The sequence below is a fragment of the Chryseobacterium sp. Mn2064 genome, assembly GCF_049319685.1.
GTDB lineage: Bacteria > Bacteroidota > Bacteroidia > Flavobacteriales > Weeksellaceae > Chryseobacterium.
The window spans coordinates 310,301-334,551 of sequence record NZ_JBMOUE010000005.1 but is presented as its reverse complement, the minus strand read 5'-3'; the positions used below and the strand labels follow the sequence as shown (position 1 = coordinate 334,551).

Annotated in this window: 25 protein-coding genes and 5 tRNA genes; 28 read left to right on the top strand and 2 right to left on the bottom strand. The window is 32.4% G+C overall.

The annotated features are described in order from the left end of the window. Position 1 precedes the first annotated feature (1 nt). A complete protein-coding gene (gene rbfA / locus ACL9RH_RS19175; protein WP_065396629.1) occupies positions 2 to 361 on the bottom strand; it encodes a 30S ribosome-binding factor RbfA in 360 nt (119 codons plus the stop codon). A gap of 93 nt (positions 362 to 454) precedes the next feature. On the opposite strand from rbfA, the gene mce reads away from it, so the two are divergent. The 19 genes from mce (at position 455) to ACL9RH_RS19080 (ending at position 17,393) form a co-directional block, all read left to right on the top strand. Then, the gene (mce, locus tag ACL9RH_RS19170) at positions 455 to 853 is read left to right on the top strand and encodes a methylmalonyl-CoA epimerase (RefSeq protein ID WP_422694937.1); all 399 of its coding nucleotides are present in this window, start codon (positions 455 to 457) and stop codon (positions 851 to 853) included. A 62-nt stretch (positions 854 to 915) separates the two neighbouring features. After that, positions 916 to 989 (top strand) — tRNA-Ile (locus tag ACL9RH_RS19165). Between the two features lie 332 nt (positions 990 to 1,321). Further along, on the top strand, positions 1,322 to 2,482 hold the full coding sequence (locus ACL9RH_RS19160; protein ID WP_422694936.1) for a tyrosine-type recombinase/integrase: 1,161 nt from the start codon (positions 1,322 to 1,324) through the stop codon (positions 2,480 to 2,482). 293 nt (positions 2,483 to 2,775) lie between these two features. Then, complete coding sequence (locus tag ACL9RH_RS19155) at positions 2,776 to 3,711, top strand: TM2 domain-containing protein (RefSeq protein ID WP_422694935.1); 936 nt, start codon at positions 2,776 to 2,778, stop codon at positions 3,709 to 3,711. Between the two features lie 2 nt (positions 3,712 to 3,713). Further along, on the top strand, positions 3,714 to 4,727 hold the full coding sequence (locus tag ACL9RH_RS19150) for a hypothetical protein (RefSeq protein WP_422694934.1): 1,014 nt from the start codon (positions 3,714 to 3,716) through the stop codon (positions 4,725 to 4,727). A gap of 490 nt (positions 4,728 to 5,217) precedes the next feature. Beyond that, positions 5,218 to 5,718: a hypothetical protein gene (locus ACL9RH_RS19145; RefSeq protein WP_422694933.1), complete on the top strand. Its 501-nt coding sequence runs from the start codon at positions 5,218 to 5,220 to the stop codon at positions 5,716 to 5,718. Between the two features lie 35 nt (positions 5,719 to 5,753). Continuing rightward, positions 5,754 to 6,689, top strand: coding sequence for a hypothetical protein (locus tag ACL9RH_RS19140; RefSeq protein ID WP_422694932.1), 936 nt, complete (start codon positions 5,754 to 5,756; stop codon positions 6,687 to 6,689). A 42-nt stretch (positions 6,690 to 6,731) separates the two neighbouring features. Continuing rightward, complete coding sequence (locus ACL9RH_RS19135) at positions 6,732 to 7,919, top strand: RHS repeat-associated core domain-containing protein (protein WP_422694931.1); 1,188 nt, start codon at positions 6,732 to 6,734, stop codon at positions 7,917 to 7,919. A 4-nt stretch (positions 7,920 to 7,923) separates the two neighbouring features. Continuing rightward, on the top strand, positions 7,924 to 8,286 hold the full coding sequence (locus ACL9RH_RS19130) for a hypothetical protein (protein ID WP_422694930.1): 363 nt from the start codon (positions 7,924 to 7,926) through the stop codon (positions 8,284 to 8,286). Beyond that, positions 8,283 to 9,398 (top strand): hypothetical protein, encoded by a 1,116-nt coding sequence (locus ACL9RH_RS19125; RefSeq protein ID WP_422694929.1) that lies wholly within the window; start codon positions 8,283 to 8,285, stop codon positions 9,396 to 9,398. Before ACL9RH_RS19130 ends, ACL9RH_RS19125 begins: the two co-directional genes overlap by 4 nt. A gap of 18 nt (positions 9,399 to 9,416) precedes the next feature. Further along, positions 9,417 to 9,827: a hypothetical protein gene (locus tag ACL9RH_RS19120; RefSeq protein ID WP_306614529.1), complete on the top strand. Its 411-nt coding sequence runs from the start codon at positions 9,417 to 9,419 to the stop codon at positions 9,825 to 9,827. Positions 9,828 to 9,835: 8 nt separating this feature from the next. Further along, positions 9,836 to 10,189, top strand: a complete 354-nt coding sequence (locus tag ACL9RH_RS19115; RefSeq protein ID WP_422694928.1) for a hypothetical protein — start codon at positions 9,836 to 9,838, stop codon at positions 10,187 to 10,189. 182 nt (positions 10,190 to 10,371) lie between these two features. Beyond that, positions 10,372 to 10,635 (top strand): helix-turn-helix domain-containing protein, encoded by a 264-nt coding sequence (locus ACL9RH_RS19110; RefSeq protein ID WP_422694927.1) that lies wholly within the window; start codon positions 10,372 to 10,374, stop codon positions 10,633 to 10,635. Between the two features lie 2 nt (positions 10,636 to 10,637). Next, positions 10,638 to 11,732: a hypothetical protein gene (locus ACL9RH_RS19105; protein ID WP_422694926.1), complete on the top strand. Its 1,095-nt coding sequence runs from the start codon at positions 10,638 to 10,640 to the stop codon at positions 11,730 to 11,732. A gap of 479 nt (positions 11,733 to 12,211) precedes the next feature. After that, a complete protein-coding gene (locus ACL9RH_RS19100) occupies positions 12,212 to 13,507 on the top strand; it encodes a DUF262 domain-containing protein (protein ID WP_422694925.1) in 1,296 nt (431 codons plus the stop codon). Between the two features lies 1 nt (position 13,508). Continuing rightward, positions 13,509 to 14,522: an AAA family ATPase gene (locus ACL9RH_RS19095; protein WP_422694924.1), complete on the top strand. Its 1,014-nt coding sequence runs from the start codon at positions 13,509 to 13,511 to the stop codon at positions 14,520 to 14,522. A gap of 4 nt (positions 14,523 to 14,526) precedes the next feature. Next, the gene (locus ACL9RH_RS19090) at positions 14,527 to 15,399 is read left to right on the top strand and encodes a hypothetical protein (RefSeq protein ID WP_422694923.1); all 873 of its coding nucleotides are present in this window, start codon (positions 14,527 to 14,529) and stop codon (positions 15,397 to 15,399) included. A 312-nt stretch (positions 15,400 to 15,711) separates the two neighbouring features. After that, positions 15,712 to 15,900: a hypothetical protein gene (locus ACL9RH_RS19085; protein ID WP_422695027.1), complete on the top strand. Its 189-nt coding sequence runs from the start codon at positions 15,712 to 15,714 to the stop codon at positions 15,898 to 15,900. 446 nt (positions 15,901 to 16,346) lie between these two features. Further along, a complete protein-coding gene (locus ACL9RH_RS19080) occupies positions 16,347 to 17,393 on the top strand; it encodes an MBL fold metallo-hydrolase (RefSeq protein WP_422694922.1) in 1,047 nt (348 codons plus the stop codon). 133 nt (positions 17,394 to 17,526) lie between these two features. On the opposite strand, the gene ACL9RH_RS19075 is transcribed toward ACL9RH_RS19080, so the two are convergent. Further along, positions 17,527 to 18,363 (bottom strand): DUF4822 domain-containing protein, encoded by an 837-nt coding sequence (locus ACL9RH_RS19075; protein ID WP_422694921.1) that lies wholly within the window; start codon positions 18,361 to 18,363, stop codon positions 17,527 to 17,529. 204 nt (positions 18,364 to 18,567) lie between these two features. Between ACL9RH_RS19075 and ACL9RH_RS19070 the strand changes: the two genes are divergently transcribed. The 9 genes from ACL9RH_RS19070 to ACL9RH_RS19030 all read left to right on the top strand — a co-directional run bounded on the left by ACL9RH_RS19070 (position 18,568) and on the right by ACL9RH_RS19030 (position 24,251). Then, positions 18,568 to 19,281, top strand: coding sequence for a DUF434 domain-containing protein (locus tag ACL9RH_RS19070; RefSeq protein WP_422694920.1), 714 nt, complete (start codon positions 18,568 to 18,570; stop codon positions 19,279 to 19,281). Positions 19,282 to 19,284: 3 nt separating this feature from the next. Next, the gene (locus ACL9RH_RS19065) at positions 19,285 to 19,935 is read left to right on the top strand and encodes a hypothetical protein (protein WP_422694919.1); all 651 of its coding nucleotides are present in this window, start codon (positions 19,285 to 19,287) and stop codon (positions 19,933 to 19,935) included. Between the two features lie 161 nt (positions 19,936 to 20,096). Continuing rightward, positions 20,097 to 21,461, top strand: coding sequence for an SDR family oxidoreductase (locus tag ACL9RH_RS19060; RefSeq protein ID WP_422694918.1), 1,365 nt, complete (start codon positions 20,097 to 20,099; stop codon positions 21,459 to 21,461). A 9-nt stretch (positions 21,462 to 21,470) separates the two neighbouring features. Beyond that, positions 21,471 to 21,542: transfer RNA gene (locus tag ACL9RH_RS19055), tRNA-Ser, on the top strand. A gap of 7 nt (positions 21,543 to 21,549) precedes the next feature. Further along, positions 21,550 to 21,621 (top strand) — tRNA-Gly (locus tag ACL9RH_RS19050). A gap of 4 nt (positions 21,622 to 21,625) precedes the next feature. Beyond that, positions 21,626 to 21,699 (top strand) — tRNA-Asp (locus ACL9RH_RS19045). A gap of 13 nt (positions 21,700 to 21,712) precedes the next feature. Continuing rightward, a tRNA-Ser gene (locus tag ACL9RH_RS19040) sits at positions 21,713 to 21,786 on the top strand. Positions 21,787 to 21,886: 100 nt separating this feature from the next. Then, positions 21,887 to 22,348 (top strand): hypothetical protein, encoded by a 462-nt coding sequence (locus ACL9RH_RS19035; RefSeq protein ID WP_422694917.1) that lies wholly within the window; start codon positions 21,887 to 21,889, stop codon positions 22,346 to 22,348. Continuing rightward, positions 22,335 to 24,251 carry a hypothetical protein gene (locus tag ACL9RH_RS19030; protein ID WP_422694916.1) on the top strand — a complete coding sequence of 639 codons (1,917 nt, stop codon included), beginning with the start codon at positions 22,335 to 22,337 and terminating at the stop codon, positions 24,249 to 24,251. The genes ACL9RH_RS19035 and ACL9RH_RS19030 overlap by 14 nt, the downstream gene beginning before the upstream one ends.

The window sequence follows — 24,251 nt, the reverse complement described above, 5'->3', positions numbered from 1 at the left end:
TCTATAAAACAGGATTGTCACCTTCACCTCTTAGTTCTCTGTCTAGTCTTTCAACATCATCAAGAGCCGTGTCCAGATAAAAATTAAGCTGTGGTATAATACGTACCTGTTTTGCCATTTTTTGGCCGATAAAGTTTCTGTACTGAGGTTTGTTTTCTTCAATTTCCTTCATTACAGCTGTACGGAATTCCTGCGGGAAAATGCTTAAATAAATTTTAGCAATACCCAAATCTGCCGTTACTTTTACATCTGAAACGGATACCAATATACTTTGTTTGCTGTCAGCAGCCTGTTTGCGGAAAAGCTCTGCGAAATCTTCCTGAATGATCTGTGCTACTTTTCTTTGTCTGTTACTTTCCATAATTTATGCAAATTTAGTACTTTTGTTTGAATTGATACTTTGAAATTCTGCTGTAGTATCAAATTTAAGAATTAATTATATTTATTAGTATTTATGAAGCTAGAACATATTGGCATTGCTGTAAAATCTTTAGGAATTTCTGATGAGCTTTTTTCTAAATTATTAGGGAAAGAGTCCTATAAAAAAGAAACTGTGGAAAGGGAAGGGGTTGTGACTTCTTTCTATGAAACGGGAGAAAGTAAAATTGAACTTCTAGAAGCCAGTAACCCGGAAAGTCCGATATCAAAATTTATTGATAAAAAAGGCGAAGGCATCCATCATCTGGCATTTGGCGTTGAAAATATCCTTGAAGAAGTAAAAAGATTAAAAAAAGAAGGATTTCAATTTATCTCTGAAGAACCTAAAGAAGGTGCTGATAACAAATTAGTTGTATTCCTTCATCCCAAGTCTACAAATGGCGTGTTGGTAGAACTTTGCCAAGAAAAGCAATAAAAAGTTTTGTAGTGAAAGAAATTTTACTATTTTTGCAAGCACAAAATTTAACCAAGTTTTGAGGTCCTATAGCTCAGTTGGTTAGAGCACCTGACTCATAATCAGGTGGTCCCTGGTTCGAGCCCAGGTGGGACCACTTTTTGGAAAATCGAACTTTTCCTTAAAAATTAAAAAGCCTCTATTTTAGGGGCTTTTTTTATGTTTATATGGGAAATATATTCGTCATGGTTGCTCATATTTCGCCATAAAAAAGTTCCCTATTTTTCTCCCCGAATTATTTTTGCATAGAAAAGGGAGAAAATGTAAAATCCAATCGTAGAATTTGCTTATCTTTAAATTAAAGCAAAATATTTTATGTAAAATATTGGTTATCAATTTTTTATATTTGAAATTTGTAATTTTTTATCTATCTTAGCTAATTATTTAATGTTACAGGATATAAAATTGTACTCATTAAAAAATAACGACATGGGAAATAAAGTTTCGGTTAAGCCAATTTTACGAACCGATAAAATTTTGAAAAACGGGAATTCTCCGATTTATCTTCAGGTAATCATTAATTCTGTAAAGAAAACCTTTACTTTAAACGAAAACGTTGCTCCTAAAGATTGGGATAAGAAAAGCGGAGAGGCAAAAGGAAAAGGCTATAAGCCTTTGAACGACAAGATAACCAAAGAAAAAACCGATTTGGAGTTATTTCTCCGTCAGAACGAATTAGCAGGAATTCCTCTTTCCTTTACTTTAGTAGATAATTTTCTGAAAGGTACTAATAACAATGATTTTTATGCTGTATTTGATGAGGTTTTGGAAATGAAGAAAGGAGACGGACTAGCCGAAGATACCGTATATAAGTATGAAACTTTAAGGAAACGGTTAAAGAGCTTCAAAGCTAAGTTATTCACTTCAGATATAGACTCTGTTTTTATAACAAAATTTAATAATTATCTAAAGAAATTAGAAATAGGAGAAGGAGGACTATACAATCATCATAAATGTTTGAAATGTATTATTAACGAAGCCATTGAATATAAAAAGTTTAAGGGTGACAATCCCTATAAGAGTAAAAAATCGTTAAAAGTAAAATCCCCAGATCACAAGACTATATTTTTAGATGAAGAAGAAGTTCTCAAAATCTTAAAATTTAAACCGACTTCCGCTACTATGAAAGCGACTAAATATATGTTCCTGCTATCCTGCTGTACAGGATTAAGATATGGTGATTTATATTCGCTAAAAGTCTCCGATATTGATTGGAACAATAAAATTATCTCTAAAAAAATGTTAAAAACAAAACATATTGTAGATATTCCTCTAAACAGGCAGATAAGAGCATTACTTGCAAGATTTCTGACTAATAAAAAACCAAGTGATAAAGTATTTCCCGAAATATCTAATCAGGTCGGAAATAGGATTTTAAAAAAAATAGCTGAAGAATGTAATATAGATAAAGAGATCAGCTTCCATGTAGGAAGGCATACCTTTGCTTCCTATCTGGTAAACAATAAAAATGTATCCCTACCTTTAGTAAGTAAGCTTTTGGGGCATAGAAGAATCGCTAATACGATGATTTATACAAACTCAAACGTTAAAAATTTAAGAAGCGTAATGGATGTAAGCCGTTACGGATAATTTTATAAATTTGTAGAATGTTAAAAACAAATAGAATGTAATTATAATTATATGAAGAATTAAATAGAATAAAATACTTCAACGATAAAGCGTAAGCTGTTTATTGTCTCATCCGAAAACTGGTAATCTTCAACACAGACAAAATAAATAGTGAAACGCCCCGCTATGCGTGGGCTTTTCCTATTAGTCTGTGTGGGTATACCAGTACCTCGGGTGATAATACGGTTAAGTTCCACGCTTTTTCTATGTCTATATTTAAAGCGGTCTGGAACTGGCGGCATTAACTATTAATCGTGGGAAATTTCTCTTATCTGATTCAGAAAAAATTTCGGGAGCTGAACTCAGAACAACAAAAAATCTTTATTAACGAATTTGAAAGACGGAAGAAGTCTGTAGGAATAGCTTACCTGCTTTGGTTTCTTTTAGGATGGCATTACGCCTACCTTAAAAAATTGGGTTGGCTGATATTGTATATTCTTACCGCAGGAGGATTTTTTATCTGGGCAATCATTGATCTCTTCAGAATTCCTAATATGGTTGAACAATATAATAATGATCTTGCTTTAGAAATACTACGGGATATTTCGATCATGTTCCCTGATGAGGTTCGCGATTCAGGTGATAAAGATGTTAATAAAAAGGCTGTAAATGACCTTTACATCACTCAAAAAACGCAGTCAGGAGAAAGTTATTCATTTTATATAATCGTTGGTATAATCATATTGTTTAGCGTTTCTGCTTATTTCTTAAAGCCTGATAGGGTTAAGATGCAGAATAAGATTGTTAATGATATGATGATTTCCCAACCTCAACTCATAAAAACGTTTAAAAATATTTTTATTGGTGAAGAACTCAGTGAGAAAAGTTCTGAAAATTTTATTGTGAATAGTATTTCAAAAAAAGGATATAAAAATATTGGCATTTATGAGGAAGATTTGGTGATCCTGAGAAAATTGGTATTCAGAGACGAAAATTCAAAAGAAAACCTCATTACAGCTTACGGAATATTGGGATTAACAAAGGTTATATTTGAAGATGAAAGCCTAAAACATGAGGAAATTTTTAAAGAAAGAAAACAATCAGCCAAAATTAACGAATCCTATCACCCTACTTATGAGAATACATATAACTATTCTGCTGATAAATATAAATCGGACGAAATCTATCAGGATGAATTCGACAATAAGAAAAATGAAATATTGGAAGAAGACTCAATACAAATCAATTAATCATGAAAAACTTAATCGTACTTATCAATCTGTGCATTTTCTCAGTTTTTTATTCCCAAAATTCTTATGAAAACGAATTTAAGCAGACGAAATCGTTTGTGAAAGGAGTTTTAAAAAATCAGCCGTCAAAAGTTATTGAGTATGTTAAACTGACTGACGGTAGAATAAAGCAAAGTAAAACTGATAATCCTGTGGAGGAATTTGAGTTTCAGTGGGAAATGTTCTATAAAATTCTCAGAAAAAATAATAAAATTGTCTATATCAGTAAATCTGATGATTTATGGGGGCATATCGGAGATAGCAAAACATCTTATGACTATTACTTCAATGAAGATGGAATCTTGGTTGGAGCTGAAAAAAGCCTTGATTTCTTTTTGTTAGATACAACGTGTGCGAGCCAAGTCAGATATTACGTCTCCTATATTAATGTAAAAGCGGAAAAACTGGAAAAAACCGAGATATACAAAGATAATAACGGAAATGTTATTGATTTTACTTCCAAAAAATGTAAAAATAGCAAAACGTATATTCAGAGTATTACCAATAGTTTAGATAAGATAACTTTTCGTGATGTCGAAGGATTTATGAAGGCGGAAAAAATTAAATATTATCGGAGTGATAAAAATGAAAAAAATATTGAGAATGAAAAAGAAAATCTCGTCTTTGGGAATCTTATAAAAGGAAGAGGAAAAGAAGTAATCCAAAATGAAAATACAGGAGATCCTTTAGGCGGTGATAAAAACATCGGTAGAATTGGGGTTGATCGAAAATTAATAGGTTATATTCCTGGAACGATGGGAAGAGGAGGGATACAACCTTCTCATAGTTGCACGGCAAACGGTTCTATTACTATTGCCTATACCGTAGATAAAGCAGGGAATGTAGTTTCTGCCAGAAGATCAGGAGGGGTTTCAGATTCTTGCATTACAGCAACATCAATCGGTTGGATCAAAAAATATGTAAAGGCTGAAAAAGCCGATATAAGTTCTATGGGAACCTATAAGATTACATTTTAATACTCTCTAAAAGTATGTATATTTAGAATATCAAGATTTTAAAGGAAAAATAAAACAAGTCGAAAGCAAGTAAAAGCATGATATGTTTTACTGAAATAACAAGTAAAATAGAAGTGAAAATAGAAGTGAAAATACAAGAAGAAGCAAGTAAGGGTTGCCTGAAAAGGCTCTATGAAGCACGAAAGAGAAAAAGCCCTGATACTAAGGGAAATTGCAACTTTTAAGCCTGTTAGAGATTAAGCAATACAAGTAAAAAGGTTTAGAAATGCCGAAAATTCCCTCTAAAGATCATTTTGAGTAGAAAGTAGCGTTTCCGATTTTTAATTGGTTTCTTGCTTATCAGAACTATTAAAAATAAGATATAACACGTCAAGTTTTGTCGTTATGCCGAAATACATTTGTGAAAAACTTATATAGGTTATATGTTTCACTACTCGTAGAAAAATTTGTAAATTGCGGAAAACGCAAAATAACTTAAAAACTAATATCCATGATGAAAAAACTATACGTTTTTCTCCTATTATATTTAAGTATGGCGAGTTTCGGTCAAATTCCGAGCTTCCCTACTCCACAAGCAAGTAGTTTAGGTAATTATTCCAGTAATAATTATGGAAGCATTACAAACGGTAGGAGTTCCCAAAGGAACTATGAGCCGTCTTTACCAAGCTCCTATCAAAAATCCTCAAATACAGTTCAGCAACCTAATGTTTATGAATCAAATACAAGATCACAAAATGATGCTGTAATGCTTGAGATAGAACATGATATGGCAGAAGTTCGGGAAATGCAATTTCTTAAATGGGTAGAGGACGGCAGAAATATATCGTATGACTTACCGACATTATCAGAGAAAGCAGGAACAAAAGCCTATTACGATGCTTTTAACAAGATTTCTGGAATGGACTTGGAAAACTACTCACTAGCTGATGTCAATTTTACCGTAGAAAATGCTTTTTACGATAAAAAACAGGATATAACCAATTCAAAGTAGGAATCCAGAAAACGGCAAAGCAACTTTTGCAAAAAATGAAGGAAAGGAAACAAGATACGGAAAGCAATGTTTCTAAAAATCTGATGTTATTCGAGTATTTTTCTAAGGATATGACTTTAGGAGGAAAAGTTCACAAAGCTTTTGAATATGATTTTAAGGATTATATGGGTGAAAAAGATTACTCTAAGATGTTTGTTTCCAAACTCCTCAAAACAGGCTCAGGACAATGCCATTCAATGCCTTTATACTATTTGATGTTAGCTGAAGAAATGAATACAGAAGCCTATTTATCATTAGCTCCCAATCATTCCTATATTCGTTTTGTAGATGATGAAGGAACTATGAGAAATATAGAGCTTACCAATGGTATGTTTCCTACCGATAATTCATTTTTAGAATCAGGATATATTAAATCAGAAGCCTTACAGAATAAAATGTATATGGAAAATCTTTCTAAAAAAGAATTATTGGGAATGGCTTATTTTGATTTAGCGAGAGGATATGTACATAAGTTCGGGTATGATGAATTTGTAAATAAGGTAATAGATAAAGCATTGGAGCTTTATCCCAATGGAATTGCTCCTAATATGGAAAAAGCAAATGTAGATCGGGCAAGATTAATTTCTGTATTACAACGATTAGGTATTAACCCTGATGATAAAAGAGATTTGGAGAGAGCTGGGTATTTTCCAAAAGCTGTTGAACAGTTTAAAGAGCTCAACGAGCAGTTTAATACTATTGAAAATTTAGGATATGCCGAAATGCCTGCATCGGCTTACGAATCATGGCTCGGAAGCCTGAAAACTGAAAAGAACAAGCAGGAAAGCGAAGCATTGGCAGAAAGAATGCGTTTGTATCAACTTCAAAAGCAAAAGGAAAGACAAGAACAGGAAGCTTTGAAAAAAGCGCAGGAAAAGAAAAAGCAGGAACAAAAACCGAGATATTTTCCAATTGATCCTAATAAACTATAAAGAAAAAATGGATAATTTTAAAAATCATAAAAACAAATGACTATGAAAAGAATATTACTGATTGTTTTTGCAGTGATAGCTGGATTTACACAAGCACAAGTCAAGAAAAAAACTCTAAAACCCAAAACTGAAAAGAAATGGGTAAATCCTGTAAAGCTGACAAAGGAAGAACGTAGCCGTCCATATATGGATGAAGTTTTGAAAACAAAAGATTCATTAACTCCAAAGGAAGCAGAGAGACGAAGAAAAAATATTGCTATTGGAAATCCGTTTGCTAAATATGGGGTTTATCCCAAGATTGCTACCCTCAGTAAAGGAAAGTATCTGGAATTTCACGATACAGATAGTATTGTAGTGATTGGTTCGGTAAGGTTTAATACTAAAAGAAACAATATCATTGAAGTAAGGGAAGTTGATTTATCTGATCCTGATGCTCAGCCTATTGGAGATACTCATGGGCGTTGGATGTCTCCCGATCCGCTTAGTGAAGAGTTCCCAAGTTGGTCGCCTTATAATTATGCTATGAATAACCCATTAAAAAATATTGATCCCACAGGTTTAGCCCCAGAAGACATACATATTTTGGGAAATTTAGCAGATAAAGCACTTGAGCAATTAAATGCAAATAGTAGTCTTGCTATGACAAAGGATTCAAATGGCAAGTTGAGTACTGCAAATTTGAGTAAGAGTGATTACAATAAATTGTCTGCAACAGATAAGGTTTTATATGATGGTATAAAGAATACTAATATCGACTCCAGAATTATTGCTGACAATAACAATGTTACTCCTAGTGGAGGATTAATTCCTGGTGGTTCTTTTGGTGGAGCTGATTATGACTCTACAACAAATATGAGTACGGGAACCCAATATACAAATCCTGAAGTATTAGGAAGTGCCGAGAGTTTTACAGGAACTCAAAAAGGAACGGGAATGACACATGAAGTTGTAGAGAATGTACTTATTACGCAGGAGTCTTTCAATACAAAAAGTGATGTTTCTATTAGTACTTCTGGCAACCCAAATCCTGTTTTTAATAAGTTTCATGATATGACGAGAAGCATGATGCCTTATGATAACTTAATTATTTCTGCTAGAACAAGGAACGAGACTACAGGAAGCCACAGAAGATATTTTGAAGGATTTGCAGGCAAAAAAGATGCTAATGGAAAAATTCAAACTCTTCCTCTGTATAAAGTTTATTCTGATGACAAAAGACTAAAAAAATAATTATATGAAAAAGATAATTTTCTTACTTTTTTCTCTTACGCTATATAATTGCCAAACAAAAAGTACAATTATTAGTTCAAAACCAAGTTCTATTACAAGAAAAATAGTTTCTGTTAAAGAAAATAAAGATGTTAATGTATTAATAGCAGAAAATAATGATATTATAGAGGTGTTTAAAGAAAATAGCACAAATAAATGTAAAACAATAAAATTAGGTAAAAAATATTCTTTTAGAATAATCCCTGTAAGTGATTTAATACAACAAGGTATTGAATCTCCAAAAGAATATATTTTAAATGACTCCACTATTATCAAATACAATCACTACTATTCCTTAGAGAAAAATCAAAATATTTGCATAGAATGACCATAAGTAAAAGTCAACTGAAAAATAATAAAATATCTCTGAAATTTTTTAAATTTAAAAAGCTCATCATATTAATTATTTTAGGAACTGTTTTTCAATCAAAAGCACAATCTAATCAATTTTACAATGACGCCTATCAAACTATTGATAATATGCTTAATGATAAACAGCAGTACAGTTTTAAACAAGCCGTATTTGGTGTTGAAAATGCTTATTATCAAGGAAAATTAGATACAGAAGGACTTAATCGTAAAATTAGGTTTTTAGCTAACTTCTGCAATCAGCTTATTACTAACAGAAAGCTCAACTATACTGAAAGAGATCAGGAGAAAGTAAGCAAGTATGCAGCTATTTACACAGTAATGTGCCAAACTACTCCTGTTATTGTTGGGAAAGACACCATAAAATATAAACCATTCACTTACGATTTTGAAGACGTATTCGGGCATAAAGAATTATCTAATCTTTTTGTATCAAAATTATTAGATACCCAGAAAGGTAATTGTAACTCAATGCCGTATCTATACAAAATCTTAGCGGAAGAGATTGGAGCAGATGCAAATCTGGCATTAGCACCAAACCATGTTTATATTAAGCATAATATAAAATCTATCGGTTGGTATAATACTGAGCTTACAAGCGGTATATTTCCGATTGATGCTTGGCTATCAGCTTCAGGGTTCATTCATTTAGATGCCATTAAAAACGGTGTGTTTATGAAAGCCCTGAACAATAAGGAAAGTCTTGCATTGCTATTGGTAGATTTGGCAAATGCCTACAATAGAAGTTTCCCAGATAATGACGGGAATTTCCCGTTGAAATGCGCAGAAAGAGCAATCCAGATTCATCCATATTTAGCTAATGCCTTATTATTACAAGCTGAAACGCATACAAAACAATTTCAAAAATTAATGAAAGAGCAGAATACAAAAGATATTCAGGCTACATTAAGCAATCCAAAGGCTAAAGAATTGTTTGATTTGATGAATAAAGAATACAGCCACATCCACAAAATAGGGTATCGCAGTATGCCCGAAGAAATGTATTTGGACTGGCTAATGTCTTTGAAAACTGAACGATCAAAGTATGAAGATACAAGATTGCAGAAATAACAAATAAACTATTAAAATATGGCAACAATAACTTTTCGTGTAATGGGAATAGACGATGAAAGAAGAATTATGGATTTAATAATGCAGACCGTAAGTCGTGAGGGCAGATATATTCTTAAAATTGAGGGCAATCAAAGTTTCGAGGATTTAATGGCTAATAAATTAGTTCAATTTAAAGTTTTAACAAGAAAGGTAGTTAAGGATGTAGATACTACGGAATCCTTCGAATATAATGAAGGAGATAATTTTGCCTCTGCAAAACTCAAAGGAGCGTACGAATGGGTGGAAGAAGAAAAGAAAAGGCTTAATCCAGATTATTACATGAGAATGTGGAATAAACTTAGCAGTAATGCTCTTGTAGTTGGTCTAATATGCTCTGTAATTGGTGGAATAGTTGGAGCAGTAGCAACTGTATTATTAACAAAATAATAAAAATAATGAGTGCTGAATTTTATACACAGGCATCAAGATATGAGAATTTAGTTAAGATAGCATTCAATTGCTCAAGAGGTGCAAAGAATGGAGCAGATTTGAGTTTTATGCAAAATGCAATGACTATGGAGAATGGAGATACCTTTGCAAAACATTTAGGTAGCTTTGATAAACAATTTGATAAAGTTAAAAACTACACTTCAAAAGCATTAATCAAACTATCCAAGACAAAACCATTTTCAACTGAAAAAGATTTCTTTTTGAATTTAGAAAGTAAAATAAATTTTATTGGTACAACTTCTCAATTAATGGATATTGTAAATAAATCATTGGATAAAGTTTTAGAATTGAGAAAATAGGATTTACAGATACATGAATAGTTGTAATCAGGGAAGTCGTGATATTGTAACTACTGCCATAGGCTTGATTAGCATGAAAAATAATGGAAAAATGCTCTTCAAGAAGTTAAAAGGCTGATCGTAAATAACTTTTCTATTACTTTAAAAATGTTTAATTTCATCTGAAATATAAATCATATTTAATGGAGGGTAAAGAGATACCGAATAATACCTTTCTTCTAAAAAGATTGAAGGCTTTAGAAAAGAGAGTAAAATCATTAGAAGATTTTTTAGAGGAGAAAACTTTAAAAGAAACATTTACAGTGGATGAAGTTCTGAAAGTCTATGGAATTAGCCGTTCCACTTTCGATAGATACAGAGATTCAGGATTAAAAGTGTATCAGCCTAAGAGAAATGGAAGAATTATGGTTAAAAAATCTGATATTGATAAGTTTTTAAAGAAATAACAATGGTTGATGTTATAAAATTTTATGTTGCAGATGTGGAGCTTAATGAAAATGCTAAAAAAAAATTTAGTAGATTTTATAAAACACGTAATAATAAAGAATACTGCTACTACAAGAAATTAAAGTATAATGATATTGATGATGTAGATGACTTCAATAAAGATAGGCTAGAATATGAACATTTTTCAATTAAGTTTCTAAGAGTAGTTGGTGAAAATAAGGGAAAGTTGTGGTTTCAGCAAAATATTAGAAAAGATTATTTCGGAAGAAAAAAATTTGGTAATGTTGAAAGCGCAATGGGAGACTTGAATTTCTCTCAATTTGAAGAAGAAATTAATTTTTGGGCAGATGAGTTTGAATTAGATCGTGAAGTTTTTTGGAACGCAAAGGTTACCCAAATAGAATTAGGAGTTACTTTAGAATTCAATACGCCAATGAAAGGAATTTTTTCATGCTTTGGAAGCTTAAAAAATTTGCCTAGGAAACATGTTTATGAAAATTCTGGAGTAAAATTTATTGGGAATAATTATCAGGTTTCAATTTATGATAAGCTTGATCGAACATTTTCTAAAGGAGAACTACTCGGTAGTATGAACTATGTTAGAAGGGATAATTTTAAAAAAAATCTAAAAAATAAGAAAGCTTACATTAGATACGAAATCAAAATTTCAGCAATTAGTGGCAATCTTCCTAAAGATTTTGGTGATTTAGATTTCTTGTATAATGTAAGGGAAAGGTGGAATCAGTTAGCAAAATTGCTTTACACCAAATTTAATGATTTTACCTTTGTCAATGTATTATCTCCAGCAATTGAAAAGAAAATTATTTACGACCAACTTCAAACGAAAGTAGAAGGAGAACGAAAGCGAGGGAAAAATAAAACTCCGATAGATCATTATTTGCAATTCTTGGGCCTACAAAAAATAAAAATGGATAGATTTAGGCAGTATATTATTCCATTTCTCAAAAGAGATCAAAGACAAATTGAACAAGAGTACATCGATATTTATGAAAGTTTTTTAAAAAATGTCAAACCGACATACGCAACCTTGTTTAGGGCTCAACTAAAAAAACGGTTAAATAAAATCAAAAAGTAAAGTTGTATTCAGTTATATATAAGATTTATATTAAACGTTAAATAGGTTAATAAATAATAGCTTCTTGTCTAAAGTAAATAGATATAGAACTAATCAACTAAGAGCATATAGGGGATTGCGTGGATTACCTAATGAAAGCAAATTTGATTGAAGGCTGATTCATGGTATTTTCTTCGATGAAGATTTTATAAACATGTAAGTTGAAAGCGATTGCCAGATAATCTGATCTGATATTAATTAATGATACCTAATCAGAGATTCTTATTTAATGTCTTCAGGAAAGATATAAATGCCTCAAAAATCAATTTTAGTGCAATTGCAGGATTTCCGTATGTCTTTAAGATTGTTGATGAATTTTTGACCATGTAAATTGGTTGATGAAAAATGAAACATAATTCCCGAACTTAAATTTATAATTTATTATTAAATAATAGCTAACATAGAATTACTAATTTTGGAGAATATAAAAACAAAATTTAATGGAAGATAATAATATTATAAATCCCGTCGATGAAGCGATTAAGGATTTTGAAGGGGAAGAAACATTAGATGCAAGTTCTAGTGAGGATGATATTTACCCTTATAAAAATATTAATATTGCTAGAGATACTTTATCAGCTTTTCAATTATATAGAAAATATAATAATAATATTATTAAGCTTGACCCAGAATTTCAAAGGGAAGGAGTATGGAATCTAAAACAAAAATCTGAATTAATTGAATCTATTATCATAGGTATTCCCTTGCCAATTTTGTATATAAAAGAAAATAAAGAAGGAGATTGGATTTTAATTGATGGAAGACAAAGGTTGTCTACTATATTTGATTTTATGGATAATAAATTCGCATTATCAAATTTATCGATTTTAAAAGAATATAATGGATTTAAGTTTAGTGAAGAAAAAGAATCTAATAATGATGTTGAAAATACTCATAAAGACTTCCTCAAGTCTAACATTAGAGGTAAAATAGAAGATGTAAATTTGGTTCTGCATATTATAAAAGAACCTACACCTGAGAGATTAACTTACGATTTATTTGATAGGGTTAATAGAGGAGGAACTAGGCTAAATAATCAAGAGATGCGAAATGCAATTTATCAAGGCAGTTGTACTAAATTTCTCAAAACTCTCAGTAAATTAGATACTTTTCGATTGGTAACGTCTAATGTGCCTACTCATAGAATGAAAGATAGATATTTAATATTAAGAACATTATCTTTTTATCTTTGGCGAAAAAAAATCTCTGTTGATTACGAATCTATTAATAAAAATAATATTGAATATCGAAGTGATTTAGAAGACTTTTTGGCAAAGTCTATGAGATTTATGAATACTAAAAGCTTTGATATTTCAGATATAAAAGGTGAGAAATATTCGAAAGAGGAATTAGATAACCTGATTTTAAACGAGGACATTTTTTATAATGATCTATTTGAAAGTTTCAATAAAGCAATGGAAAATGCTTATAGCTTATTTAGTGACGATTGCTTTAGGCTTCCAAAAGATGGAAAAATTAGAAGACCAATCAATATGGCTTTGTTTGAGGTATTTGTTTACTTTTTTATTGAGATAGAAGACTGTTTCGAGAATAATAAGGATTTAGTTATTTCAGAATATCATAGGTTGAAAAACAATGAAAGGTATAAAGAAACAGGTGATGAAGATGATAATTTTGTTAGGAGCTTAACATATACTGTTGATAGTAATAAATCAGTTTATAGAAGATTTGATATAGTAGATAAATCCATTGAAACAATAAAATTATTAAGCTAAAATGATTCAAAAATTAATTATAGATAACTTTAAATGTTTTGATAAAGTTGAAATTCCTTTGAAAAACATAAATATCTTTTGTGGAACTAATTCTTCGGGAAAATCTTCTGCGATTCAATCGTTACTTTTAATAGATAATTGCTTATCAGAGGAAAACTCTTTAAATAGTAAATGGTTGAATTTAGGATATTTTGAAGAAATAAGAAACTTTATTATTAGAAGAGAGGCTATAAATATTGCAATTGAACAAAATGAAATTGAATATAATCTTTGTATAGATGAGAATGATATTTATTGCGAAAAAAAAGAAAGCTACAAAAAGCTAAATTATATTTCAGCTAATAGAGTTGGACCAAAAGATTTTTATCACAAAATAACTTCTACTAAAAATTTTATCGGAGAAAATGCTGAATTTCTAATAGATTATTTATATAGAAATGCTAGTAAAACGATTGATGAAGAACGTATGTATGATAAGCAAAGTAATACTTTGGGATATCATGTAAATTTATGGCTAAAAAAAATATTAAATGCCAATATTAATTTAGATAATATTATTTCTGGTAATATCATTACTGCTAATTATAATTATAAAGATAATAAACCTGTCAGACCATATCATATTGGTGCGGGTATTAGCTATACAGTGGGTATTATTATACTTTGTTTAAGTGCTTCAAAAGATGAAACCATTGTCTTAGAGAATCCCGAAATACATTTACATCCTAAAGCTCAATCTGAATTGGCTGCTTTTTTATGTTTTGTGGCTAGTAAGGGGGTGCAACTTATTATTGAGACTCATTCTGACCATATATTTAATGGAGTTAGAAAATCTATTAATAAACAAGAAATTTCCAAAGAATTGGCTGAAATTCATTTTTTTGAATTAGATGAAAATAGTATATCGACTAATTATGCTATTTGTTTAAATGAAGAAGGAAGAATATTAGATATGAAGGAAGGATTATTTGATCAATTTGATAATGATCTGGATGAATTATTAAATCTAAGATAATTATATGGAAGTTTTGTTAAATGAGCTATCTATCCATAATCAATTTACTTCCTTTGAACATTTTAAGGATACTGCTTTGTTAGAAATGATAAAGTTTCTTAATTTACATAAAGAAGGCTGTATTTCTCTATCTAAAAAGTCAGATGTTTATTCTCGAGAAGTTTATAGTGGTTATACATTACACGAGATAATGATTTCAGGAGATATGGGTAGGACTGATGTAATGAGAAAGTTTAAAACTCAGTTATTTAATATTTTCGATGATCCGTATTGGGATTCTAATAGTTTGTGTGATGGTAAGGCGAAATATTTATATGGAAAGCAGATTGTAAGTAATTCTGCATTAGCAGAATGTTACGAGAGAAAATCTAGTTTAATTTCTATTTCTCCATCAGACTATCTTAACCCTTTAATCGAAGTAATAAAAGAAAATAATCCTCCCCAAGATTTACTAAACTTTACCCATGTAAAAGATTTGGTGCTTAATTTATATACAAATAATCAGCTAAGTTTTGAATCGTACTGTAAAAATTATTATCCAGCAAAAAAACTTAATTTTTCGAAACTTAATTCTAATGATAGCTTTGATTTGATAACGGATAATAGGGATGAGATTCAATTCAAAAATAGTTTTGACATGTTCTCGGAAGCGAGTTGGGAAAATATCTTAAAGCAAGGAGGAAAAGGAGATGGAAAGGTAGGTCTTGCTTATGAAAAATATCATAATCAAGATTATTTTACTAAGAAATATTCTCTAGCTTCTGATGAGGTTGTTTACAAGTTTAGAGTTACTCAAAAATATAGAGCTTTTGGATATCGGAAAAAAGATGTTTTTTATTTGTTAGAATTTGATTTAACACATAAATTAAGTGATTAATTATTTGTTGGAAAAAAAATTGAAAAACTCCCTATTTTTCTCCCCGAATATTTTGTGAATTGCTGAATGCCCATTAAATAATGGAAAAATAAGATATTAGTTCGAGCCCAGGTGGGACCACATAAAATCAGACACTTACAGAAATGTAAGTGTTTTTTTGTGCCTTATTCCCTATTTCAGGTTGTTTTAGTATTGTCTTAATTACTACAATTCAATTTGCTCTATTTAATCAGATGTATAGAATGCTTATTAAAAGGTGGCCTATTAGGTATCCCACTTTTACTTTTTGGTGACTCATTTTCTAAAATTTAAATCAATGAATTATCGATTGTTTTTCTATTACAAAAAGAGAAACTAAATAAACAGGGTAAATGTCCGATAAAATATAGGATTACTTTTCACCAGGATAGAAAAGAGTTTTCTACTGAATTATTTGTGAATCCTAAGGTACAGAAGGCTAAACCATCCATGAAGAAAACTGTTTTATCAATACACAGTTAGGTCTGATTATCTATACGCTCCTGAGCTGGTTGATAACTTCCAATATAGATTACGACTCTTCGTGAATGTTGCAGACGTGACATGTATCCTAAAAATAGCCTATAGAATACAACAAAATGATATATTTTGACATTATAATAAATAAGGAGAAAAACAGTAACTTAGAATCATAGAAAAGAATAAAAAAACAGATTTCAATTTTATCAAAAAGCTATTTATACGTCTTACCTTTAACGATTCATATTCCCTCGAAGAAATTCAAAATTCTAATTAGATTGAATTGCAAGCATCAGATTTTTTATAGATTTTGATTATTCTAAAATTAAATCTTTTGATTATATTTTGTTGACAGAAGAGGATGTTTTTGAGAAAAACAATGTATAATACATTGTTTAATAATTTGTTATATGGAAGAAGAAAGGCTTAGAATGTAAAAAAGAAAAGGAATGAATTTAGTAAAGCAACTCGGGCAATTTCCCGATGAAAAAAGAAAAGAATATTTCAGTACACTTCCTAACTATCTTGATGGAAAATTTCAGAATATACTTCCCACTCCTGCATTATTAGAAGGAGAAAGTATGACAAAAGCGCTCCTTCAAAGCTTGTGTAAAGTAGAAAATACCTCTCCCAAGGCAGAGCTTCCTTACGTGGTTACAGATCTGAAGAACCTCGATCCAAAAGAAAATGTACTCCTATGGTTTGGCCACAGTTCTTACTTTATACAGGTTGATGGGAAAACGTTTCTTATCGATCCGGTTTTCAGTGGAAATGCCTCTCCAATGCCAGGATCTATAAAAGCTTTTCAGGGAGCAGATTATTATAAACCGGAACATATGCCGGCAATAGACTTCCTGCTTATTTCTCACGATCATTGGGATCATTTGGATTATAAAACGGTACAGGCTTTAAAGAATAAAGTAGGCAAAGTGATTTGTGGATTAGGAACCGCGCAACATTTTGAATACTGGGGCTGGGATCCTCATCAGCTGATCGAAAAAAACTGGTGGGAAAGTGTAGATATTGCAGAAGGTTTCAAAATCACGCTCACTCCGTCAAGACATTTTTCAGGAAGATTACTGAACAGAAATATTTCGCTCTGGACTTCATTTGTACTTAAAACCCCTTCTATGAATCTTTTTCTTGGGGGCGATAGTGGCTATGGCAATCACTTTACAGAAATTGGCCGTCAATATGGACCCTTTGATTTTGCTGTGATGGAAAGTGGTCAGTACAATGAAAAATGGCCATACATTCATACCTTGCCGGAGCAGTTAATACGCGAATTACAGGAATTGAAAGCTAAAAACTTTATCCCGGTACACAATTCGAAATTTAAACTGGCACAACATCCCTGGTATGAACCTCTGGAACTTGCAGCACGACATGCCGAAGAAAATAATATTCCGATTACTCTTCCGAAGATTGGAGAAAAAGTAGACTTGAAACAACTGGGAAACAGTACCTGGAATAAGTGGTGGAAAGAATATATGTAATACAAACTGCTTGTTCTCGCTTATGAAAATTATGTTCAAAACAGAGTTTTTAGAACCAGGAAAATATTAACCAACAAAAAAGCTGTCCAATTATTGGGCAGCTTTTTCCTTATGATCAAAAAAATAATTTCTACTAGGGTTCCTTATGGCTCACTTTAGTATGGATAATATCATAAAATACAGCAGGATTGGTCGCATCAGGAATAATTCTGTACGTAAATGTCGTTTCATTCAGAACAAGAATATCCACAATACGGGTGAAAGTTGCCGTTGTAATCGTTCTCTTTTTTCCATCCGGAGAAATAGTCCATGTTCCTTCAGATCTCAAAACATCATTTAAACCGAAAATTTTAAAACTTCCATTAGCTTTGAAGTAAGAATATCCTACATATCCGGCAACGTTGCTATCGGTTAAAGCAATAGTATTTCCACTTTTGTCCTTTGCTCCTGTCGTTTCCCATGGAGTAGAAGCTAAAGTCAGCTGTCCGTTGCTCGGCTCAGTATGGGATGTTTTTGTGTGGATAATGTCATAATACACAGATGGATCACTGGAATTCGGGCGAATTCGATACGTAAACTCATTTTTATTAAGGACAAGAATCTCAACATCACGGGTGAAAATTGTTGTTCCATCAGGATTTAAAGACGCAATAGTTCTTGTTTTCCCCTGAGGATCTACAGACCATGTTCCCCTTGATCTCAGAACATCGGTTAAATTGTAAATCGCAAAATTCCCGTCAGCTTTAAAATAAGCAAACCCTACATATCCGGACACGTTGGCATCTGTAAGTGCAACATTATTTCCGTTTTTATCTTTAGCCCCCGTAGTTTCCCATGGAGTAGAAGACAGAAGTTGTGAGGAAGTCTGCTGCTCAATCATAATTTCTGTATCGTCATTTGAACACGACACGAATGATGCAGATAAAAGAAGTGCCGCCGACAGATAACATAATTTTTTCAGAGTATTCATAGTAGTATTTTTTAAGTCTTTGCAAACTTAGAAGTAATACATCTTAGAAACTTTGTATAAAATCTCTCTTTTGTTGTAGAATATATAACAAATAATCCCTTGGTTTGAATAGAATATATCATGTTATTAATAGTAAATTGAATTTATTCATGGTAAAAGCATGATCAATAAGGCTTTCACTCAATAAAAATTTTATTTTTGAATATGAATAACAGGAACCGTGGAAAAAATACAGGAGATGATACTTTATTTGCTTCAGAAAAACAGCTTACTAAGCTGAGAATGGCTGTACAGGATATGCAATATCTGCTGACAAGAGAATATCCGGAGAAAGCCGCTTCAGAATTAGTAGGCAATCGTTATCGTTTAAAAACACGACAAATTCAGGCTTTAAGAGGAGCTTCGGCTTCAGAAATACAAATCAGTAATCGAAAATTGAAGCAGCTGAAAGCAGAAGAGGTAAAAGAACAAACAGTTTATCTTGATGGCTTCAATGTATTGATCCTTTTAGAAAGCTTATTGTCTGATGCCTATATTTTTGAAGGAGTAGACGGTTGCTTTCGAGATCTTTCTGGAGTTCACGGTACGTATAAAAGAGTAAACCAAACTGCGGGGGTAATTCAGGCGGTTGCAGAATTTTTTACAAAGAATGAAATTCATAAGCTGGTCTGGATTTTTGATCAGCCGGTTTCCAACAGCGGAAGAATAAAGCAGATTATTCTCGAGTTTGCAGCAGAACATAAACTCAATTGGGATGCTGAATTACAATATAATCCGGATAAATTTTTGGCAGAAAGTCACGAAATTGTTGTTTCTTCAGATGCCTGGATTTTGGATCACTGTAAAAAATGGTTCAATCTTATCGAATACCTGATCAAAGAGGAAAACCTTCCGGCTAACCTTATTAGAACACAATAAAGTATGTATCATATTGAAAAATATATCCCGCTCCTTTCAAAGACCTGGAAAGAAAAATATCAGGCGGTTATAGCAAAAGAACATTTGGATCGTTTAGAGTTGAATATTCGATTATTTCAGGAAAATAATTGTGTGTGGGATTTGCCGTACTTTAATGAAGAAATTAAAATCAACAGAGAAGAAAGCTTCGAAAAATTTATTCATATCCTGAATAACAGAGATTCTGATGAGGTAAAAGCCCAACAAATAGAGACAATTCCGTTTGAAGACTGGTTGAATGTTTTAGGACAAAGACTTACTTCTGCAAGTATTCGAGATGAAAATGCTATTCCTCCCTTGAAAAGAACATTGATAAAATCCTGTGAAGAACCTTTTAACAGTGAAATTATCATTGCGCAAAGAGCTTGGGAGAAACACGTTGGAAGAATGGATGATGACTTCTGGGGACAAATCAAAGGAAATAATCAGCAGAAGCAGGAAAAAGTAATGGCTAAAATTCATGATATTCTGGATCATAAAACCTGGTGGAACGTCTTCTTTCACTATAAACATGAACTCGTCTTTGAAGTCAGGGAAAAAGAAGGTCACGGAATCCGCTGGAGCCATGGAGGAACAAAACTTATTGGATTTCTGGAAAAATTTATCAACGAATAACCAATCACTGAAAAGTATATTTTCTAATCGGTCATTTTTACATCTTGAGGAAAACTGTTGACTTAATTTCATACAATTTTTAATGAATTTTCTTCTTTTTTTATCTGCGTAAAAAGATTGCGCACTATGCTTCTAGTTTTGCAGATGTAAAAACTGAAGCAATGGATTTTTCAGAACAAAAATTTTCAAAAGAAGAATGGGAAAACTGCCTCAAGGTACTGAATGCCTTGAAAGATGACCCTTTTATTAATCCTGACAACAACACTTTTTCGGGATTGATTACAAAAATTCACAAAAATGCCAAAAAGCAAAACCGTAATAACAGCTATGCCGGGATGAAGTCTCATGACCTTGCTGTGAATTTCGGCTCTGTATTGGTACAGAAAGCTTTAGCTGGAGTTTCAGATTTTTACGATGATGAAAAAGAAGAAACACAACTGACACAACTTCAGATTCCCAAAAACTGCTACTGCTGTAACAGAAGCTATCAGTATGCTCACTCTTTCTACACAAGATTATGCCCACAGTGTGCCGGAGAAAATTATGAAAAAAGATTTGAAACGGCAGATCTCACAGGGAGAAATGTAATTCTTACAGGAGGAAGAGTAAAAGTAGGTTTTGCCACCGCATTGAAATTGCTGAGAAACGGAGCCCATTTGGTTTTGACAACCCGATTCCCGGCATTGGCTATGGAATTCATGCAGCAGGAAGCAGATTTCGACAACTGGAAAGACCGACTTTGGATCTACGGTCTGGATTTGAGAAACCTTAAAGCCATTCAGGATTTTATAGATTTTTATAAATCCAAGTTTGAGACGGTGGATATTCTCATTAATAATGCAGCACAGACGATCAAATATCCTGATGAATATTACTTGCCTATTATAAAACGGGAAAAAGAAATGCTTCTGGAATATGAGAATAACCCAAAACTTATTCCCAATCAGACTGAAATTTCAAATGAAACGGCAAAACTGGAATACGCAGAAAATGAAGTTACCCAGGTTGAGCTCACCCGTTTCGGTCAGCCAGTAGATAATAGAGATAAAACGAGCTGGAATTCAACTCTGGAAGAAGTTTCTATGTATGAGCTGGTAGAAGTAAATCTCATCAATCATATTGCGCCCTATTTTCTGATCAAAGAATTGAAACCTTTAATGAAAAACTCTACCCATAAAGAAAAGTTTATCATTAATGTAACATCTTCGGAAGGAATCTTCAGCTACGATAATAAAACCATATTTCATCCGCATACCAATATGACAAAGGCTGCACTCAATATGATGACGCTTACCTCGGCCAGAGAATTTGAAAAAGATCAGATTTATATGAGTGCCGTAGATGTTGGATGGATTTCTACAGGAGCTAAAGAAAGTCTCAGAAAAAAACAGTTTGAGCAGGGATATATTCCGCCATTGGATTCTGTAGATGGAGCTTCTAGAATTCTTCATCCGATTGCAGAAGGAATCAAGGGGAATTATTTCAGTGGAGTTTTATTGAAAAATTATAAAATTCATACCTGGTAATGATAAACGGAGGTAATAGTAATAAAATGGAAAAATACATTATGCTAAAATGAGTTGTGGGTTCAAATCCTGCTTACCTCCCAAAACAGAAACGTTAGCTCAAAGGAAGAGCGTTGGCCCTCCAAGTCAGAGGTTACGGGTTCGAGTCCCGTACGTTTCCCAAGGAGTACATAGTTCAACAGTGAAGAATGCTGCCATATCACGGCAGAGGTTGCAGGTTCGAGTCCTGCTGTACTCCCAAAATAACAACGGAGATAGTAATTTAATGGAAAAAGTATTCCCTGCTCCGGAATAAATGCGGGTTCGAATCCCGCTTATCTCCCCATTAAAACAGTAAAAGAAATAGTTTAATCTGGAAAAACTTATTCAGGAGAATGCATTATCGGTTCGATCCCGGTTTTCTTTTACTTTTAAAATAGAATGTCATGTTTAAAGAACTATTAATTTTTTTCAGAATTATCGACGAAATTCAGATGCCTGTTCCTTTAGAAAGAGGATCAGCCCGAAAGCCTTTAGCTAAACCGGAGAAAGAAAAAGGAACAAAGGTAGAAGAGAAAAAAGCCGCTGAAATAATCATTCCTTCCGGAATTGTGCCTTTAGGAAAAATAAAACCCGTTGAAAAAGAGAAAATTAAAAACTTCAAAGAACATACAAAAAATTATACTGAATACTGCCTTGAAAAAACGAGTAATCAGCATATGATGAAAGTATCTTCTTATAAGTTACTGAACCGTAATGACAGTACTGAAACCTTTTCCATTCAGGGAGATGCTTTCATTACCCATAACGAACATCAGATGATTCGTATAGAAAGTTCGTATTTTGTAAAATACATTCAACAGGAATACAATCCGATAACCCAACTCAACGAAAATGCATACGATTAACCCTATAAAAAGATATAAGATATTTTCCCACGAAGATTTGCGGGAAGTTTCTACGGATGAATATGCTTCAATAGAGATTTATGCTAAAAATATGACCTTCAGTTTTACAGAAATAGAAGGAAATCTTTTAGTAAGAGGAGAAGGTTGCAGTTTTCCTGATCTTCAGAATATTAACGGCAATCTATCTGTGGATGCCGGAAATTGTAGTTTCCCAAATCTAAAAAATGTAGGCGGTAATGTTGCGATACATGCTTCGGCAGTTCTTGACAGGCTTGAAAAAGTAAAAGGAGACTTGAAATGCATTGTCAATTTTAGATTTAAAAATAGCATCAAAATTGAAGGCAGCATTGAATTAAAAAATGCAGAAGTATACGCCGCCGATAAAAAACTGAAGGATCTAAAACGAATCATTGAAGTTCTTCATCAGTATCAGGTTGATTTTTTACCCAAAGACGGTATTTTTAACGTGGATGTTAAGGGTGATGACATTACTTTCTTACATCAGCAAATCCGTGGAAAGATGACAATATATGGGAAGAATGTTTCTTTTCCTAACCTTGAATATATCCATGGGCAGCTAAAAATAAAAAGCCAGAAAAAAAATGAAGTAGAGTTCGATCACGATTTTCCAACGCTTAAGAAAATGATGGGAGTGTTGACTGTGGATAAGCCTAATGTGTGTTTTCCTGCACTTCAGGAGCTCGTAGGAAATATTGAAATCAAGAATAGTTCTTACGCAGCATTTCCATTGTTGGAAAAAGCTGGAAATGTTCGGATCAAATATAATTCCAGAGGAAAATTTCCCATATTGAGAGAAGTAAAGGTAGATCTTGCTAGTGATAGTTATGAAGAATGTGAGATGACAGAACTGAAAATGGTTAAAAGAACATTTTATACCTCCAAAATCATTGCTAAGAATATTGAAGAAGTTGGGAATCTGGTTATGAATAAATACTGCGAATTTGATCATTTGAAAAAAATTGGTGGAGTGGTCGTATTTGATGAGAGCTTTAACTTCAAATCTTTAGAATATATCGGATGTCTGACCAATGAAAAACAAAAAGGATCAAAGCTTCCTTCATTGCAAAAGATCGGACATTATTTATATGATGAAAATGATGCGTTCGAAGACTTTGCGGAACAGATTTATTTCAAAGTGAAAGATAATCTCTACATCACTCCCGACAAATGCTACATTGCACAGACACTCCCCAACAATATTTCAGAACATTTTCTTCAGCCGCTGCAAAAATTGGTTTCTATTTTGAAGCTGCGGCACAAAAGTTTTCAAAACTTTATAACTCGTGAATACGAAAGAGAATGGATCAATTACAGTTCTCCCAATTTTTCGAAAGTTCTCCATAATATTGAAAAAATATGGACTTCTGTAGAGCCTATTACTTATGAAGAATTTTTCACCCATTACGACAGAGGTTTTAGATTGTTCTGTTTTAGTTATTTCGGGGTAGGGGCTTTGATGGAGAAACTGAATGCAAAGAAAATCAATCAGAAAGAAATTCTGGTGAATTATTGTACCTATGATAAAAATGGGAATAAAAAGTCTTTAAGAAGAACAAATCACTATGAAATATTTGAAGTAGAGAATGAAAATTTTCGGCTTTCGTTGTGGGGCAGAGAAAAATACTCTTACGCAGTAAAATGCTGGTGCCCTTCTACCTTAGAAGAACATTGGCTGTGGATAGAACCGCAGTATAAAGATGACGCCCTGGCTGCCATTGCCTCTACATTCAGAATTCATGAGAACATAATTCCTCATATACAATGTCTGAAAAGACAGGGAGATCTTTTAATCTGTGAACTGAAAACGGAAGTGATACCGAAAGGAAATGTAAGACCTTTAACTGCTGAAGAATATTTTAGTTTTCTTGAAGCAGAATCATAA

Bases quoted from the DNA above. Each gene is read 5' to 3' on its own strand.
- ACL9RH_RS19120 (WP_306614529.1), top strand. From the start codon at position 9,417: ATGGCAACAATAACTTTTCGTGTAATGGGAATAGACGATGAAAGAAGA.
- ACL9RH_RS19145 (WP_422694933.1), top strand. From the start codon at position 5,218: ATGATGAAAAAACTATACGTTTTTCTCCTATTATATTTAAGTATGGCG.
- ACL9RH_RS19110 (WP_422694927.1), top strand. From the start codon at position 10,372: ATGGAGGGTAAAGAGATACCGAATAATACCTTTCTTCTAAAAAGATTG.
- ACL9RH_RS19075 (WP_422694921.1), bottom strand. From the start codon at position 18,363: ATGAATACTCTGAAAAAATTATGTTATCTGTCGGCGGCACTTCTTTTA.
- rbfA (WP_065396629.1), bottom strand. From the start codon at position 361: ATGGAAAGTAACAGACAAAGAAAAGTAGCACAGATCATTCAGGAAGAT.
- mce (WP_422694937.1), top strand. From the start codon at position 455: ATGAAGCTAGAACATATTGGCATTGCTGTAAAATCTTTAGGAATTTCT.
- ACL9RH_RS19100 (WP_422694925.1), top strand. From the start codon at position 12,212: ATGGAAGATAATAATATTATAAATCCCGTCGATGAAGCGATTAAGGAT.
- ACL9RH_RS19090 (WP_422694923.1), top strand. From the start codon at position 14,527: ATGGAAGTTTTGTTAAATGAGCTATCTATCCATAATCAATTTACTTCC.
- ACL9RH_RS19150 (WP_422694934.1), top strand. From the start codon at position 3,714: ATGAAAAACTTAATCGTACTTATCAATCTGTGCATTTTCTCAGTTTTT.
- ACL9RH_RS19060 (WP_422694918.1), top strand. From the start codon at position 20,097: ATGGATTTTTCAGAACAAAAATTTTCAAAAGAAGAATGGGAAAACTGC.
- ACL9RH_RS19140 (WP_422694932.1), top strand. From the start codon at position 5,754: ATGAAGGAAAGGAAACAAGATACGGAAAGCAATGTTTCTAAAAATCTG.
- ACL9RH_RS19135 (WP_422694931.1), top strand. From the start codon at position 6,732: ATGAAAAGAATATTACTGATTGTTTTTGCAGTGATAGCTGGATTTACA.
- ACL9RH_RS19095 (WP_422694924.1), top strand. From the start codon at position 13,509: ATGATTCAAAAATTAATTATAGATAACTTTAAATGTTTTGATAAAGTT.
- ACL9RH_RS19105 (WP_422694926.1), top strand. From the start codon at position 10,638: ATGGTTGATGTTATAAAATTTTATGTTGCAGATGTGGAGCTTAATGAA.
- ACL9RH_RS19125 (WP_422694929.1), top strand. From the start codon at position 8,283: ATGACCATAAGTAAAAGTCAACTGAAAAATAATAAAATATCTCTGAAA.
- ACL9RH_RS19030 (WP_422694916.1), top strand. From the start codon at position 22,335: ATGCATACGATTAACCCTATAAAAAGATATAAGATATTTTCCCACGAA.
- ACL9RH_RS19160 (WP_422694936.1), top strand. From the start codon at position 1,322: ATGGGAAATAAAGTTTCGGTTAAGCCAATTTTACGAACCGATAAAATT.
- ACL9RH_RS19115 (WP_422694928.1), top strand. From the start codon at position 9,836: ATGAGTGCTGAATTTTATACACAGGCATCAAGATATGAGAATTTAGTT.
- ACL9RH_RS19035 (WP_422694917.1), top strand. From the start codon at position 21,887: ATGTTTAAAGAACTATTAATTTTTTTCAGAATTATCGACGAAATTCAG.
- ACL9RH_RS19070 (WP_422694920.1), top strand. From the start codon at position 18,568: ATGAATAACAGGAACCGTGGAAAAAATACAGGAGATGATACTTTATTT.
- ACL9RH_RS19130 (WP_422694930.1), top strand. From the start codon at position 7,924: ATGAAAAAGATAATTTTCTTACTTTTTTCTCTTACGCTATATAATTGC.
- ACL9RH_RS19065 (WP_422694919.1), top strand. From the start codon at position 19,285: ATGTATCATATTGAAAAATATATCCCGCTCCTTTCAAAGACCTGGAAA.
- ACL9RH_RS19080 (WP_422694922.1), top strand. From the start codon at position 16,347: ATGAATTTAGTAAAGCAACTCGGGCAATTTCCCGATGAAAAAAGAAAA.